This is a genomic window from Aliirhizobium wenxiniae, assembly GCF_014201355.1.
GTDB lineage: Bacteria > Pseudomonadota > Alphaproteobacteria > Rhizobiales > Rhizobiaceae > Neorhizobium > Neorhizobium wenxiniae.
On sequence record NZ_JACHEG010000001.1, the window covers coordinates 247808 to 260771 of the forward strand.

The following is a 12964-nucleotide window of genomic DNA, read 5'->3' on the forward strand; positions in this document are numbered from 1 at the left end:
GATTTTTCACGATGAGCGATACGAAGAACCCCATCGATTTTCTCTGGTTCATCCCGACCGGCGGCGACGGCACCTATCTCGGCGGCAGCGAGCTGAACCGTCCGCCTGAAAACAGGTATCTGCGCGAACTGGCGCAGACTGTGGACAGGCTCGGTTATTCCGGCGTGCTTTTGCCGACCGGCGTCTCCTGCGAAGAATCCTTTGTCACGGCCGCCTCGCTGGCGCCCTTCACCGAGAAGCTGAAATTTCTGGTGGCCATCCGGCCCGGCACGGCCGCGCCCGCCTATTACGCAAGGCTTGCGGCAGCGCTAGACCGAGTGTCGAACGGCAGGCTGCTGCTCAACATCGTCGTCGGCGGCAATCCATCGGAACTGGCCGGTGACGGCATCTTTCTCGAGCATGACGAGCGCTACACCCATGCTGAGGAATTCTTCCAGGTCTTCGAGGATCTCGTCACCACCGGCCATGCGGATCTCGACGGCAAGCATATCAAGGCGAGGAATGCCAGGCTCGGTTTCCCGACCATCCAGCAGCCGCGGCCGCCGCTCTATTTCGGCGGATCGTCGGATGCCGGCATCGAGTTCTTCGCCGGCCGTGGCGACAAATATCTGACCTGGGGCGAGCCGCCGGAACAGGTGGGTGAGAAAATCAAGGCTGTACGTTCTGCCGCCGAAAAACGGGGCAGGGAGGTTTCCTTCGGCATCCGGCTGCACTTCATTGTCCGCGAGACCGACGAGGAGGCCTGGGAGGCTGCGGACAAGCTGATCTCCAAGCTCTCCGACGAAACCATTGCGAAAGCGCAGGCGCATTTCGCGCGCGATTCCGACAGTGTGGGCCAGCAGCGGATGGCGGCGCTCCACAACGGCCGCCGCGACAAGCTGGAAGTCTCGCCCAACCTCTGGGCCGGGATTGGGCTGGTGCGCTCGGGGGCAGGCACCGCACTCGTGGGCTCGCCGAAGACGGTGGCGGCCCGCCTGCGCGAATATCAGGCCCTCGGCATCGAGACGGTGATCGGCTCGGGTTATCCGCATCTGGAAGAAGCCTACCGCGTGGCCGAACTGCTCTTTCCGGAACTGGGCATCACCCGCGAGGAGCAGCGTGCCGGTTTCGGCAACGAGTTCGCTTCGGAAAAACCGCTCTTCGGCGGCGGTGGTCACGCGACCATCCGTGCTGTTGCTGCATCCTGATAAGATAGGGAGGGCGAGATAATGACGACAGTCGATACGTTTTCGGAAGGGCGCAGCCTAAGGCGCATCAGAGAAGACAGAACTCCATCTGCGGCAATCGGCTATTCAGATCCTCCCAAGGGTGCGGCGGAGAAGGCTGCGCGGGCAAATGACGGGAAGCCGCGACGCCCGCGCAGCGTCTCCGGCGTTGCACTTTTACCCTTTCTCCTGCCGGTGACATTGGTCCTGCTCTGGCAGGCGGGCTCGTCTTTCGGCTTTATCTCCGACCGGATCATGCCGTCGCCGGTGGCGGTGGTTGCGGCCTTCTGGGAAAGGTTGCTCTCCGGCGAACTCGCCCGCGATGTGGGCGTCAGCGGTGCGCGGGCGCTAAGCGGTCTTCTGATCGGTGGCTCAATCGGGTTCCTGCTCGGTATCGCCAACGGCGTGTCGAAACTGTCGGAACAACTGACCGACACGACGCTGCAGATGCTGCGCACCATTCCGCATCTGGCGATGATCCCGCTCGTCATTCTCTGGTTCGGCATCGGCGAGGAGGCAAAGTTGTTCCTCACCTCGCTCGGCGTGCTTTTCCCGATCTATTTGAACACCTATCACGGGGTGAAGAATGTCGATCGCGATCTTATCGAGATGGGACGTATCTACGGCATGAGCGGCTGGTCGCTGTTCCGCAAAGTGATCTTTCCGGGCGCGCTGCCGTCGATCTTCGTCGGCCTGCGCTATGCGCTCGGTATCATGTGGTTGACGCTGATCGTCTCGGAAACGATCGCTGCAAATTCCGGCATCGGCTACATGGCCAATACGGCCCGCGAATTCATGATGACCGATGTCGTCGTGCTGGCGCTGGTCATCTACGCAGTGCTCGGCAAGCTCGCGGACGTCATTGCCCGCACGCTGGAGCGCGCAGCGCTCTCATGGAACCCGGCCTATCAGCGGTAAGGAGGATAAAATGCCTGTTGGACCCTATCAGTCACCGCTCGCGTTCATTTCCGATGCGGAGCTCGACGCGCACCATGCCGCACAGCCGGTGGACTATCAGGCCGCGCCGCAACCCGCTGGCCTGAAGCTGCGCGGCGTCGAAAAACGCTTCGGCGACAATCTGGTCTTACGCGGTCTTGATCTCGATGTGCCCGCCGGGCAGTTCCTGGCGATCGTCGGCAAGAGCGGTTGTGGCAAGAGCACGCTTTTGCGGCTTCTGGTGGGATTGGACGAGCCGACTGGCGGCCGGATCGAATTCGTTGATGAGGAAGGCGAGGCGGCGGAGCCTAATTCCCGCATTGTCTTTCAGGAGCCGAGGCTTCTGCCCTGGTTCTCTGTTGCCGACAACGTGGCTGTCGGACTGGGCGACGGCGTGCCCAAGGCTTTCGGGCGGCGCGAGGCCGAGCGGGCGCTCAAGGGCGTGCAACTGTCGGAAAAGTCGAAGGAGTGGCCGTCGAAGCTTTCCGGCGGCCAGCGGCAGCGTGTGGCACTGGCACGAGCATTGGTCAGCCGTCCGGGCCTGCTGGCGCTCGACGAACCGCTCGGCGCGCTCGATGCGCTGACCCGGATCGGCATGCAGGATCTGGTGACCAATGTCTGGCGCGAGCTTGGCTTCACCGCTGTGCTCGTCACCCACGACGTGGCGGAAGCCGTGCATCTGGCCGACCGGGTGATCGTGCTCGATGAAGGCCGCATCAGCCTCGACCTCGAAATCCCGAGAGACCAGCCGCGCCGCCACGGTGATCCGGTTCTGGCGGAACTCGAAGGCAGCCTGCTCGATACGATCCTCGGAAAGGCCTGAGGATCGTATCTGAAACAGGTCGGGCCGATCAGATCGATCGGCCGGCTCGCGCCAGTCCGTGTTCGACCAGCCGGTCGATGACTTGCGGATAGCTCACGCCGCTTGCGCCCATCACCTTTGAATACATGCTGATATCGGTAAAGCCGGGAATGGTGTTCAGCTCGTTGACGAGAATGCGGCCCTCGGCGGTGAGGAAGAAATCTGCCCGCGCCATGCCGTCGCAGCCGAGCGCGCGAAAAGCCCTGACCGCGAAGGCGCGGATCTCGTCCTCGACATCCGGCGGCATCTGCGCCGGCACTCTGAGCGCCGCGCCGTCCTCATCTATATATTTGGCATCGTAACTGTAAAAGCCGTGGCTTTCCGCCGGAACGATCTCGCCCGTTGTCGAGACGAAAAGGCTGCCGTCCGGCGCCTCCAGAACGGCACACTCGATCTCGCGGCCCTTGATGAATTCTTCGGCGAGAAGCTTGCTGTCGTGGCGAAAACCTTCCGACAGCGCTGCCGCGTAATCCGCCTGCGTCGACACCTTGCTGACGCCGACTGAAGACCCCTGGCGGGCGGGCTTGATGAAGATCGGCAGGCCGAGCGCCTGTTCCAGTTCCTCGAAAGCGGGTGTATCGTTCTGATAGATCGTCACCGAACGTGCAGCCGGGATACCGGCCTCGTTGAACAGCCGCTTGGCGACATCCTTGTCGAGAGCATTGGCGGAACCCAGAATGCCGCAACCGACAAGTGGCACGCGCGCCACTTCGGCCAGCCCCTGAACCGCACCGTCCTCGCCATGCAGGCCGTGGAGTACGGGAAACAGGATGTCGATCTTCGGCAATTCGTAAGCCGCAGTACCTTCGGGGAGCGCAAAAAGGCGTCCCTTGCAGCCGGGGATCAGGGAGAGTTGCGTACCGTTCGTCGGTTTCGACAGTTCGCCGCCCTCAAACGCGCTGAGCAGCCATTGGCCGTCGCGACTGACGAAGACCGGTAATGCGTCGTATTTTTGCGGATCGAGGGCGTTCATGACAATGGTTGCGGAAAGCACCGATACGTCATGTTCCGCCGAACGCCCGCCAAACAATACGGCAATACGCAGTCTGTCTGAATTTCCCGTCATGTAACCCTCTCCAGTCCGGCTTGTAGCCGGTATCCGATTCTGCTTCGGCTTTTCGCCCGCTTCTTGCGACGACGAAAAGCGGGCTGTTTTGCGGCGCTCTGGCTACGGAGATCAGGAAAGCTGGAATCAGAACGGCTTGATGACGGCGAGCGCCACGACAAGCACGAGACAGATCAGGATAACCGGCATGCCGATGCGCACGAAGGCATTCGGCTCAAGCTTCGGATCGGCCGCCATCTTGCGCATTGCAGCCTGCTGCATGCCGTGCAGCGCCGAGAGAATGACAACGAGAAGAAGCTTGGCATGCAGCCAGCCATTGCCGGCAAAGCCGATGTAACCGAAGGCGAGCCACAGGCCGAAGATCCAGGCGCCGGCAAGCGCTGCCGTGGTCACTGTGCGGTCGTATCTGCGCAGCGCGACGATCACGCCGACACGGATCGGCGGCGGCACCATCGAGATGACGAAAGCATTGATCAGCATGCCGCCGATCAGGAGGAAGTCGGAGAGTTGGTGCAGGGCCTTGATGACGAAATACAGCATTATCGATCACTCCAGATCATGGTTTCGGTAAATCCGAGTTCAGCCAGATCCTGCGCGCGAAGCGCCTGTTCTGCCGGGTCTGATGGAAAGAATTCGTCCAGCTGCGGCGGCTTTACGCCCGTTGCGGATACCATCGCATGAACCTGTCCGCGATGATGTATCTGGTGCTGGAAGAGATGCAGCAGGATGCGGTCTGCCGGTTCGACCTGCATATGCATGTCGCGCGGGATGCTGACTTCGGCGCAAAGTGTTTCGTCCGTCAGGCTGCGACAGTGGTCGATGAGGCGGCGATCGGCTACGCGCTGTTCGCGGTCGAGATCGGCAAGGGCGGGAAACGGGATTTCCGGTTCGAAGGCGGAAGCACCCGGACAGTGGCCTTCGAGCGCACCGATATAGAGCCAATCGACGGTCAGGATATGGTTCAGCGTGTGGATGATCGACGGAAAGAAGTTTTGGCGCGGTGCGGCCAGGTCTTCGGCGGACAGCAGGGCGCAGGCTTTCAGCAGCCGGTGATTGGCCCAGGCGTTGTTATATGCCTGGGCTATGAAGTAACGCTCCGGCGTCATTGGGCCGTTCTCCGTTGAGGCGAAGAAATTATCCCTTCAACTTCGCGATGACCAGATGGCCCGGGCTGGGATTGCCGTCCTGCATGCGCACGTTGATGTCGCTCATTTCGACAAGCTCGAAACCGGTATCGGCAAGCCGTGTGCGGATATAGGCCGGCGAATGCATGAAGCGCTGGTGCGGGCCGACCGTGTAGGTCCGCTCGTCGCTTTCCGGCAGGGATTCGGAGGAGAAGATGAACAGGCCACCGGCGACCATGTTTTCGGCAGCACCGAAGAACAGCGGCTCGAGCGCGCCCAGATAGGGAAGCACGTCGGTCGCGGTGATCAGGTCGAAGGGCTCATCGTCATTGTCCTCGAGGAAATCCTCGACTTCTGCGACGTAAAGCGTCTCGTAGAGATCCTTCTCATGAGCGATCTCGACCATGTTCTCGGAGATGTCGAGACCGGTAATGTCGTCCACCATGTCGCGCAGCGTGCCGCCGGTCAGCCCCGTGCCGCAGCCGAGATCGAGCATGCGCTTGAACGGGCCGAGCTTCAGCTCCTGCAGGCGCTGGCGCACCAGAACCGGAACCGCATAACCGAGTTGTTCGACGAGAATGTCCTCAAAGCTTTCCGCATGCTGGTCGAACAGCGTTTCGACATAGGCGTCGGGCGCTTTCGGCGGCGCTTCGCCGCGGCCCATCGAGGCGATGCGAACAGCAGCGCCACCGTGGTCTTCCGGATCGATTTCCAGCACCTGTTTGTAGGCTTCGACGGCCGCATCGATCTCGCCGGCCTTTTCATGCGCCAGCGCCCGGTTATAGGCTTCCGCCAATGCTTCTTCGTCGATCTTCGCCATAACCATATCCTCGTTGTTGCCAGCCGCTTTACGTGTCGCGGCAGCGTTTGGCAATTGCGAGGATCATAGCCAAGCGCAATCAGTGCAGGATGATTTCGCCCTTCACCTGCCGCCACTCGCTGGCCGAGATCAGCTTGCGATGCACGTAGCGGACAGAGTGTAGCGGCCCTTCCAGCTTCTCCTGCCAGAATTTTAGAAACCCGTTCATCTCCGGAAATTCAGGGGCGAGATCGTAGTCCTGCCAGACATAGCTCTGCAGCAAGGCAGGGTGATCCGGCATGCGGTAGAAAATCTGGGCGGTGGTGAGGCCGTAGCCTCGCAGCATCATTTCGAGTTCCGACATCTGCTGTTCCCTTTTTTAATGACGCATTGGCTGCGTCATTGAAATGGGAACACGCGATGCTTGACGGAAACTTAACGACTGTCGCTTCTGGTGAAAATTGGTGTTTTATTTCAGAGCGTTAGCATCAGTGTAATTGGAGTGCTGCTAGCGCACCAGATGGCGGGTCAGACGTCGCTCGATGAAGTTCCACAGATGCCGCAATGCTTCCACCATGGTCAGGTAGAATATCGCCGCCCAGAGATAGGTCTGGTAGTCGAACGTCCGCGAGAAAGCGTAGCGTGTCTCGCCCATCAGGTCGTAGACGGTGACGATCGCGACGACGGCCGAGCCTTTGATCATCAGGATGATCTCGTTGCCGTAGGGGCGAAGCGCCACGATCAGGGCCTGCGGCAGGATGATCTTCCAGAAGGCGACGCGCTTGGAAATGCCGAGTGCGGCTGCGCCCTCATGCTGGCCTACGGGAACACTCTGGATCGCGCCACGAAGGATTTCCGCCTGATAGGCGGCGGTGTTCAGCGTCAGCGAGAAGAGACCGCAATACCAGGCCTCGCGGAAGAACCACCACAGGCCGACGGATTCCAGCTGCGGCCGGAAACTGCCGAGACCGTAATAGATAAGGAACAGCTGCGCCAAAAGCGGCGTCGAGCGGAAGACATAGACATAGGCGTAGGCAACCGCATTCAGCGCGCGGTTCTTTGACATGCGGGCAAACGCGATCGGCAGCGATAGAACCGCGCCGAGCACGATGGAAATGCCAACCAGCGAAATCGTCGTCCACAAGCCGTTGAGATAACGCGGTCCGTAACGCTCGAACTTGGCAGGGTCCCATCCCTCGATCACCATGCTGACCAGAGCCATGGCAAGCAGGGCCCAGAGGATCAGCACGCCGATACCGACGACTTTTGCCGTTGTCAGTGGCCGGTGCAGGACCGCAGGCGCCGGGCGCGGCGGGATCATCTCGTTCGTCACGCTCATCGGGAAACCTCCGACCGCTTGGCCCAGCGCTCGATGAAGCCGAGACCGTAGGACGAGATCATCGCCAGGATCAGGTAAAGCAGGCAGGCAAGGAAATAGAAGAAGAAGGCTTCCTTGCTGACGCGCGCCGCAACGCCCGTCTGGCGCACGATATCGGCAAGTCCGATGACGGAAACATAGGATGTGTCTTTGAGCAGAATCAGCCAGAGATTAGTAAGGCCGGGCAGGGCGATGCGGATGAGCTGGGGCAGAACGATCAGCAGCATCGTCTTGCCGCGGCGAAGGCCAAGCGCATCGCCGGCCTCATATTGCCCGCGCGGAATGGCGCGGAAGGCGGAAAGCAGAACTTCCGACGAATAGGAGGAGAATACCACCGCCAGCGCCACCATGCCGGCAACGAAGGCATTGATCTCGACGCGACCGTCATATCCGAAGAAAGCCAGCACCGACTGGATCAGCATCTGCGCGCCGTAATAGACGATGAACAGCGTCAGCAACTCGGGCAGGCCGCGGAATATGGTGGTGTAGATGCCGGCGGCCAGCCTGAGCAGCTTTTCCTGCGACTGGGCGGCAAGCGCGATCAGGAAACCGATCAGCAGCCCGACCGGCAGTGTGGCGAGCGCCAGCGAGATCGTCACCTTGACGCCGAAGGCGATTTCATCGCCCCAGCCGCTATCGCCACAGGAGACGAGGCCGGTGCCGCCGAACCAGGTAAAGATACCGGCAGGGCCGCAAAACGGGTCGAGTGTATTAAAGAGGGCGGAGAGCCATCCGCTCATAGGATCATGTTCCGGTTCATATTCCCCTGCGGCTTATGTCGTGCCGCTTTCAAATGCCAATTAAAAAGGAAAATTTTCTGAGGACAAGTGCTTGATGAAAATGAAAACGGCGGAAGGTGACCCTTCCGCCGCTTTTTTTAGCGATTGGACCGATTACTTGTCGCCGCCATAGACGTCGAAGTCGAAATACTTGTCCTGGATCTTCTTGTAGGTGCCGTCGGCGCGGATCGCGGCGATTGCGGCGGTGAACTTGTCGGCGAGAGCCTGTTCGTCCTTGCGCACGGCAATGCCTGCACCCTGGCCGTTGATTTCCGGATCGACCGCCAGCGGGGTCAGGATCTTGCAGCAAGAGCCGGCATCCGACTTCACCCACTCGGTAAGCACGACGATATCGTCGACAACACCATCGATGCGGCCGTTGGTCAGGTCGAGCTTGTATTCGTCGGCGGTCGGATAAAGCTTCTCATCCGCGTCGGGGAAGTGCTTTTCGACATAGTTGGCATGGCTGGTCGAGCCCTGCGCGCCGATGGCCTTGCCCTTCAGCGAAGCAGCGGTTGCTTCCGTCAGCGGTGAATCCTTGGGCACGGCGATTGCCGGCGGCGTGTTGTAGTACTTCTTGGAGAAGGTAACCTGCTGCTGGCGCTCAGGCGTGATCGACATGGAAGCGATGATCGCGTCGAACTTCTTGGACTGCAGGGCCGGGATGATGCCATCCCAGTCATTGGTGACAAAGGTGCACTCGGTCTTCATCTGGACGCAGAGCGCCTTGGCGATGTCGATATCGAAGCCAGTCAGTTCGCCGTTGGATTCCAGAACGTTGAAGGGCGGGTATGCGCCTTCCGTACCGATGACCAGCTTGTCCTGGGCCGAAGCGGCGCCAGCAAAAAGCGAGATCGCCGCGATCGACGCGGCAGCAAACAAACGGGTGGAGATCTTCATAATTGTCCTCTCTGTTGGTAGTCCGGCAACGTTTTCTCGGTTTTTCGTAGCCGGCGAGGGGCGTTTTGCAGCCCTTGTTTTTTATAGATACCGGCTCCGGGAAAATTGCAACGGCATTTTCTAGGGCAACCTCGGGCTTCACATCCCTTTGACGTTTACGTCCAAACCCTCATGTTGCCAGAGGGTTCCTGGAGGAGATCGTTGCCGGGAGAAAATGCCTGACAGGCTTAGCTTTTTTGTGATGCGCCAAGATGGCGCAGCCGTAATTGCCGGATGAATACGGCATTCAAGCGCAGTTCAGACTTTGGTCCCGATGATGTGGACCTTTGCAGGTGGCCATAATGGGAACCAAATTGGAACAAATACAGTTGTGGTGCCGCGAAAAACTGCCCGCAAGAGGTGGGCCTCAACAGGTATGACCATTGGGGCCGTCGCGAGCATCTAGGGACGAAAGCCAGAAGAAGGAAAATCTCATGTCGATGAAATCCAGATTGTTCGCCAGCGTGGCGGCGCCTGTTTTGTCCCTGCCATTGTTGATGCAACCAGCCTATGCCCTGCCGTCCGGTGCGGATCTCGGATCGGTGCAGCCGGCGGCGCCCGGTATCATTCGGGTGCAGGAGCAGGTTCCGGCAGACGGCGAGGAACTTCCGAAGCGCCGCAAGCCGCAGGCTGATCAGGGTGAAGGAGCTGAACGTCCGCGCGGTGAGCGCCAGCAGCGGGCCGAACAGCCAGAGGGTGAACGTCCCCAGCGTCGCCAACAGCAGGCAGATCAGGGTGAGGGTGGTGGTGAACGGCCGCAACCCCGCCAGCGTGAACAGCGTGCCGAGCAGCCGGACGCCGAGCGCCCGCAGCGTCGTGAGCAGCAGGCAGATCAGGGCGAGGGCAGCGAACGCCCGCAACGGCGTCAGCAGAACGCCGAGCAGGCCCCCGATCTCCGAGAACAGGCAAAGCCGGATGCAGATCAGGCCGAACAGCCCAAGCCGCGCAAGGAACGCCAGCAGCAGGCGGAACAGCCTCAGGTCGAGCGGCCTCAGCGTCAGCAGGCCGAACAGGGTGATGTGATCCAGCCGCCAAAACCTCGCGCACAACAGAATGCGGATCAGGCACCCGAACCGAAGCCGTCAGCAAAGCCACCTGCAAAGGCCGATGCGCAACAGGCGGAACAACCCAAGCCACGGCAGGAACGCCAGCAACAGGCGGAACAGCCGCAGGCCGAGCAGCCTCAAGGCCGTCCGCAGCAGGCCGAGCGTCCTCAGGCCGAACGGCCGCAGCGTCAACAGGCAGATCAGGGTGATGTGATCCAGCCGCCAAAGCCTCGCTCGCAGCAGAATGCCGATCAAGCGCCGGTGCCTCAGCAGCAACCGGGCCAGCCGCCCAAACCTGCCCGTCAGCAGGCTCAGGACGCGGACAAGGCACCTGATCAGGCGGTGAGCGGTGGCGAGCGCAACCAGCCGCGTCCCGTTGAGCAGACCGCCGAGCAGCCGAGGCTTCCGGTCGAAAACGGCGCCGCCGTGCTCGACAGCGCCAAGGAACAGCGGCCAGACCGTGCGCAACGCGGCGGTGACCGTCCACAGGATCCGAGCCGTCCGGACAGACGCGGAACTCCGCTCGCGCCGGATCAGCAGCAAGCACAGGAACGCGCGGCTCCGCCGCCGCGTAACGATGCGGATGCGCAGGTCAATGATCGTGTCACCCGCGAAGACCGGGAGCGCTGGCGCAACCAGCGTCGCGAGCTGGTCGAGGAACGCGGCCAGCGCATCGATGGCAGGCCCGATTTCGAACGGCCGCGCGGCTGGGATGTTCTAGGCCCGATCGGCGATGCCCTTCTGGGACAGAACCAAAACCAGGATCGCAATCGTGACCGTGGCCGCGACAGGAATTGGGATCGGGACCGTGACGATGGTCGCGTTATGATCTCGATCGATAACCAGACCTATGTGCGCCACGACGACAGCCGCCGCTTTTACGATGATGGGGGCCGTCCGGAATATGAGCGTCTGGGCGACGGTCGCTATCGCGAAGTCGTCGAACGCAGCGACGGTACCCGCGTTGTGACGATCCGTAACCGTTATGGCGAAGTCGTCCAGCGTTCGCGCATCGTCCGTGGCGGTCGGGAATATGTGCTCTATTACGCACCGGAGCTTCTGGAAGACCGTCAGGACTATACCTGGCGCGATCCGGGTGACGACCTGCCGCCGATGCGTCTTGGCGTGCCGATCGACGACTATATCATCGATACGTCCAGCGAGCCGGACCGAGACTATTACCGCTTCCTTGAACAGCCCCCGGTGGAGCGGGTTGAACGGCCCTATTCGCTCGATGAGGTCCGTTATTCGGCTCGTATCCGTGACAAGGTTCCGCGTATCGACCTCGATACCATCACCTTTGCCACGGGCAGCGCCGAGATTCCGATGAATCAGGCAACCTCGCTTCGCAAGGTTGCAGACGCGATAAACAAGGTACTGGAAAAGGATCCGTCGGAAACCTTCCTGATCGAAGGCCATACGGATGCGGTCGGCTCGGATGAAAGCAATCTTGTCCTTTCGGACCGGCGCGCGGAATCGGTGGCTGTGGTGCTGTCGGATGCATTCGGCATTCCGCCGGAAAACATGACGACGCAAGGTTATGGCGAGCGGTACCTGAAGGTGAATACCGAAGCCGCGAACCAGGAAAACCGCCGCGTGACGATCCGCCGGATCACGCCTCTGGTGAAACCTGTCGCCTCCAACCAGTAACGGTTCGGACAGGCATGAATTGGAAGCCGTCGACCATTCGGTCGGCGGCTTTCAGCGTTTTGGAAGGCCTGTAGTGCTGATGATGAAGTCGGCAATGGATGCTGTGTCGTCGAGCTCGAAGACGGGCAATGTTTGCGAAGCGAGCGAGTGATCCGTGGCGATGGCTACGATATGGGGATCAAGCGGTGCAAGAGGTTCGCGGCTTTTCGATTCCAGTCGGCGCAGTTCTATCTTCGGGATGGCCTCTCGCTTGTAGCCCTCTACGAGTACGAGATCGCAAGGTGCCAGCCGTGAAAGGATTTCGGCAAGCGTCGGCTCAGCTTCGTCTCGCAGTTCATGCATGATCGCAAAGCGCGCTCCCGAGACAATTGCCACTTCTCCCGCGCCCGCCTCCCTGTGCCGGAAGGAATCTGCGCCGGGCTTGTCGATGTCAAAGTCATGATGCGCATGCTTGACGGTGGAAACGCGATAACCGCGGGCGGTAAGCTCCTCAACCAGACGAACGGTCAGTCCCGTCTTTCCAGAATTTTTCCATCCGGAAATCCCGAAGGCGGGCGTGGTGTTCATTCAAGGATCTCCGTAAAGGCCGCGGCTTGGGTAAGCTCTTCTGGTGTGTTGATGTTGAAGAAGGGATCCAGCATGCCGCGGCGTGTCTGAAGTGACGGAAAATCGACGGTCACCGTGCGGTGACGGTTCAGGAATGCATTGATGCGGCGATTATCGCTATCTGTCAGCCAGTGTTCGAGATCTTCCGCAAGCGCGATCGGCCAGAGGCCGAAGACAGGGTGACGACGCTCCAGTGAGGTAGCGATGACGATGGTTTCCGGATCGGGACAGACTGCACTCAACTGCGGCACAAGATCTGACGGCAGAAAAGGGCTGTCGCAGGGAGCGCTGGCGAAATGCGACGCTTCTGCGAGCTGGCGGGAATAATGGCGCATCCCGGTAAGGATGCCGGCGAGCGGTCCTAACTGTCCGGCGAGATCATCTGCAAGATAGCGATAGTTCTCAAACCCCGGAAACGGGGCATTGGCGTTGACAGCGAGATCCGATACCTGAGGAGTCAGTCGCCCAATGACATGACCGAGAACGCTTTTGTCGCCGAGCGGAAGCAGCGCCTTGTTCGCTCCCATGCGGCTTGACCGGCCACCGGCAAGAATGAGACCGGGTGGGCGCATCC

The 12964-nt window shown here is 60.6% G+C and carries 14 protein-coding genes; 4 read left to right on the forward strand and 10 right to left on the reverse strand.

Going from position 1 to position 12964, the window contains the following annotated elements; genetic code table 11:
• The first annotated feature begins 11 nt into the window (after positions 1-11).
• From ssuD to HNQ72_RS01315, 3 genes are read left to right on the forward strand one after another with little or no spacing between them, the layout of a single operon-like run.
• Positions 12-1187, forward strand: a complete 1176-nt coding sequence (ssuD, locus tag HNQ72_RS01305) for an FMNH2-dependent alkanesulfonate monooxygenase (protein ID WP_183989217.1) — start codon at positions 12-14, stop codon at positions 1185-1187.
• 21 nt (positions 1188-1208) lie between these two features.
• On the forward strand, positions 1209-2123 hold the full coding sequence (gene ssuC / locus HNQ72_RS01310; RefSeq protein WP_183989218.1) for an aliphatic sulfonate ABC transporter permease SsuC: 915 nt from the start codon (positions 1209-1211) through the stop codon (positions 2121-2123).
• 10 nt (positions 2124-2133) lie between these two features.
• Complete coding sequence (locus tag HNQ72_RS01315; protein ID WP_183989219.1) at positions 2134-2964, forward strand: ABC transporter ATP-binding protein; 831 nt, start codon at positions 2134-2136, stop codon at positions 2962-2964.
• Between the two features lie 28 nt (positions 2965-2992).
• On the opposite strand, the gene HNQ72_RS01320 is transcribed toward HNQ72_RS01315, so the two are convergent.
• The 8 genes from HNQ72_RS01320 to HNQ72_RS01355 all read right to left on the reverse strand — a co-directional run bounded on the left by HNQ72_RS01320 (position 2993) and on the right by HNQ72_RS01355 (position 9049).
• Complete coding sequence (locus HNQ72_RS01320) at positions 2993-4069, reverse strand: D-alanine--D-alanine ligase family protein (protein ID WP_183989220.1); 1077 nt, start codon at positions 4067-4069, stop codon at positions 2993-2995.
• Between the two features lie 126 nt (positions 4070-4195).
• A complete protein-coding gene (locus tag HNQ72_RS01325; RefSeq protein WP_183989221.1) occupies positions 4196-4609 on the reverse strand; it encodes a CopD family protein in 414 nt (137 codons plus the stop codon).
• On the reverse strand, positions 4609-5175 hold the full coding sequence (locus HNQ72_RS01330) for a DinB family protein (protein ID WP_183989222.1): 567 nt from the start codon (positions 5173-5175) through the stop codon (positions 4609-4611). The genes HNQ72_RS01325 and HNQ72_RS01330 overlap by 1 nt, the downstream gene beginning before the upstream one ends.
• Positions 5176-5203: 28 nt before the next feature.
• Positions 5204-6019 (reverse strand): class I SAM-dependent methyltransferase, encoded by an 816-nt coding sequence (locus HNQ72_RS01335; protein WP_183991205.1) that lies wholly within the window; start codon positions 6017-6019, stop codon positions 5204-5206.
• Between the two features lie 73 nt (positions 6020-6092).
• Positions 6093-6356, reverse strand: a complete 264-nt coding sequence (locus HNQ72_RS01340; protein ID WP_148148484.1) for an usg protein — start codon at positions 6354-6356, stop codon at positions 6093-6095.
• Positions 6357-6500: 144 nt separating this feature from the next.
• Entirely contained in the window at positions 6501-7331 is an 831-nt protein-coding gene (locus HNQ72_RS01345) for an ABC transporter permease (protein ID WP_183989223.1), read from the reverse strand.
• Entirely contained in the window at positions 7328-8110 is a 783-nt protein-coding gene (locus HNQ72_RS01350; RefSeq protein ID WP_183989224.1) for an ABC transporter permease, read from the reverse strand. Before HNQ72_RS01350 ends, HNQ72_RS01345 begins: the two co-directional genes overlap by 4 nt.
• Positions 8111-8263: 153 nt before the next feature.
• Positions 8264-9049 carry an ABC transporter substrate-binding protein gene (locus HNQ72_RS01355; protein WP_183989225.1) on the reverse strand — a complete coding sequence of 262 codons (786 nt, stop codon included), beginning with the start codon at positions 9047-9049 and terminating at the stop codon, positions 8264-8266.
• 479 nt (positions 9050-9528) lie between these two features.
• On the opposite strand from HNQ72_RS01355, the gene HNQ72_RS01360 reads away from it, so the two are divergent.
• On the forward strand, positions 9529-11784 hold the full coding sequence (locus HNQ72_RS01360; RefSeq protein ID WP_425503150.1) for an OmpA family protein: 2256 nt from the start codon (positions 9529-9531) through the stop codon (positions 11782-11784).
• A gap of 51 nt (positions 11785-11835) precedes the next feature.
• Here the strand turns inward: HNQ72_RS01360 and mobB are convergent, their stop codons facing one another.
• The gene (gene mobB, locus HNQ72_RS01365; protein WP_183989227.1) at positions 11836-12351 is read right to left on the reverse strand and encodes a molybdopterin-guanine dinucleotide biosynthesis protein B; all 516 of its coding nucleotides are present in this window, start codon (positions 12349-12351) and stop codon (positions 11836-11838) included.
• Positions 12348-12962 carry a molybdenum cofactor guanylyltransferase MobA gene (gene mobA / locus HNQ72_RS01370; protein ID WP_183989228.1) on the reverse strand — a complete coding sequence of 205 codons (615 nt, stop codon included), beginning with the start codon at positions 12960-12962 and terminating at the stop codon, positions 12348-12350. Before mobA ends, mobB begins: the two co-directional genes overlap by 4 nt.
• Positions 12963-12964: the final 2 nt, after the last annotated feature.

What these genes read in the sequence shown, in the direction of transcription:
- ssuD (WP_183989217.1), top strand. Translation starts at nt 12, where the DNA reads ATGAGCGATACGAAGAACCCCATCGATTTTCTCTGGTTCATCCCGACC.
- ssuC (WP_183989218.1), top strand. Translation starts at nt 1,209, where the DNA reads ATGACGACAGTCGATACGTTTTCGGAAGGGCGCAGCCTAAGGCGCATC.
- HNQ72_RS01315 (WP_183989219.1), top strand. Translation starts at nt 2,134, where the DNA reads ATGCCTGTTGGACCCTATCAGTCACCGCTCGCGTTCATTTCCGATGCG.
- HNQ72_RS01320 (WP_183989220.1), bottom strand. Translation starts at nt 4,069, where the DNA reads ATGACGGGAAATTCAGACAGACTGCGTATTGCCGTATTGTTTGGCGGG.
- HNQ72_RS01325 (WP_183989221.1), bottom strand. Translation starts at nt 4,609, where the DNA reads ATGCTGTATTTCGTCATCAAGGCCCTGCACCAACTCTCCGACTTCCTC.
- HNQ72_RS01330 (WP_183989222.1), bottom strand. Translation starts at nt 5,175, where the DNA reads ATGACGCCGGAGCGTTACTTCATAGCCCAGGCATATAACAACGCCTGG.
- HNQ72_RS01335 (WP_183991205.1), bottom strand. Translation starts at nt 6,019, where the DNA reads ATGGTTATGGCGAAGATCGACGAAGAAGCATTGGCGGAAGCCTATAAC.
- HNQ72_RS01340 (WP_148148484.1), bottom strand. Translation starts at nt 6,356, where the DNA reads ATGTCGGAACTCGAAATGATGCTGCGAGGCTACGGCCTCACCACCGCC.
- HNQ72_RS01345 (WP_183989223.1), bottom strand. Translation starts at nt 7,331, where the DNA reads ATGAGCGTGACGAACGAGATGATCCCGCCGCGCCCGGCGCCTGCGGTC.
- HNQ72_RS01350 (WP_183989224.1), bottom strand. Translation starts at nt 8,110, where the DNA reads ATGAGCGGATGGCTCTCCGCCCTCTTTAATACACTCGACCCGTTTTGC.
- HNQ72_RS01355 (WP_183989225.1), bottom strand. Translation starts at nt 9,049, where the DNA reads ATGAAGATCTCCACCCGTTTGTTTGCTGCCGCGTCGATCGCGGCGATC.
- HNQ72_RS01360 (WP_425503150.1), top strand. Translation starts at nt 9,529, where the DNA reads ATGAAATCCAGATTGTTCGCCAGCGTGGCGGCGCCTGTTTTGTCCCTG.
- mobB (WP_183989227.1), bottom strand. Translation starts at nt 12,351, where the DNA reads ATGAACACCACGCCCGCCTTCGGGATTTCCGGATGGAAAAATTCTGGA.
- mobA (WP_183989228.1), bottom strand. Translation starts at nt 12,962, where the DNA reads ATGCGCCCACCCGGTCTCATTCTTGCCGGTGGCCGGTCAAGCCGCATG.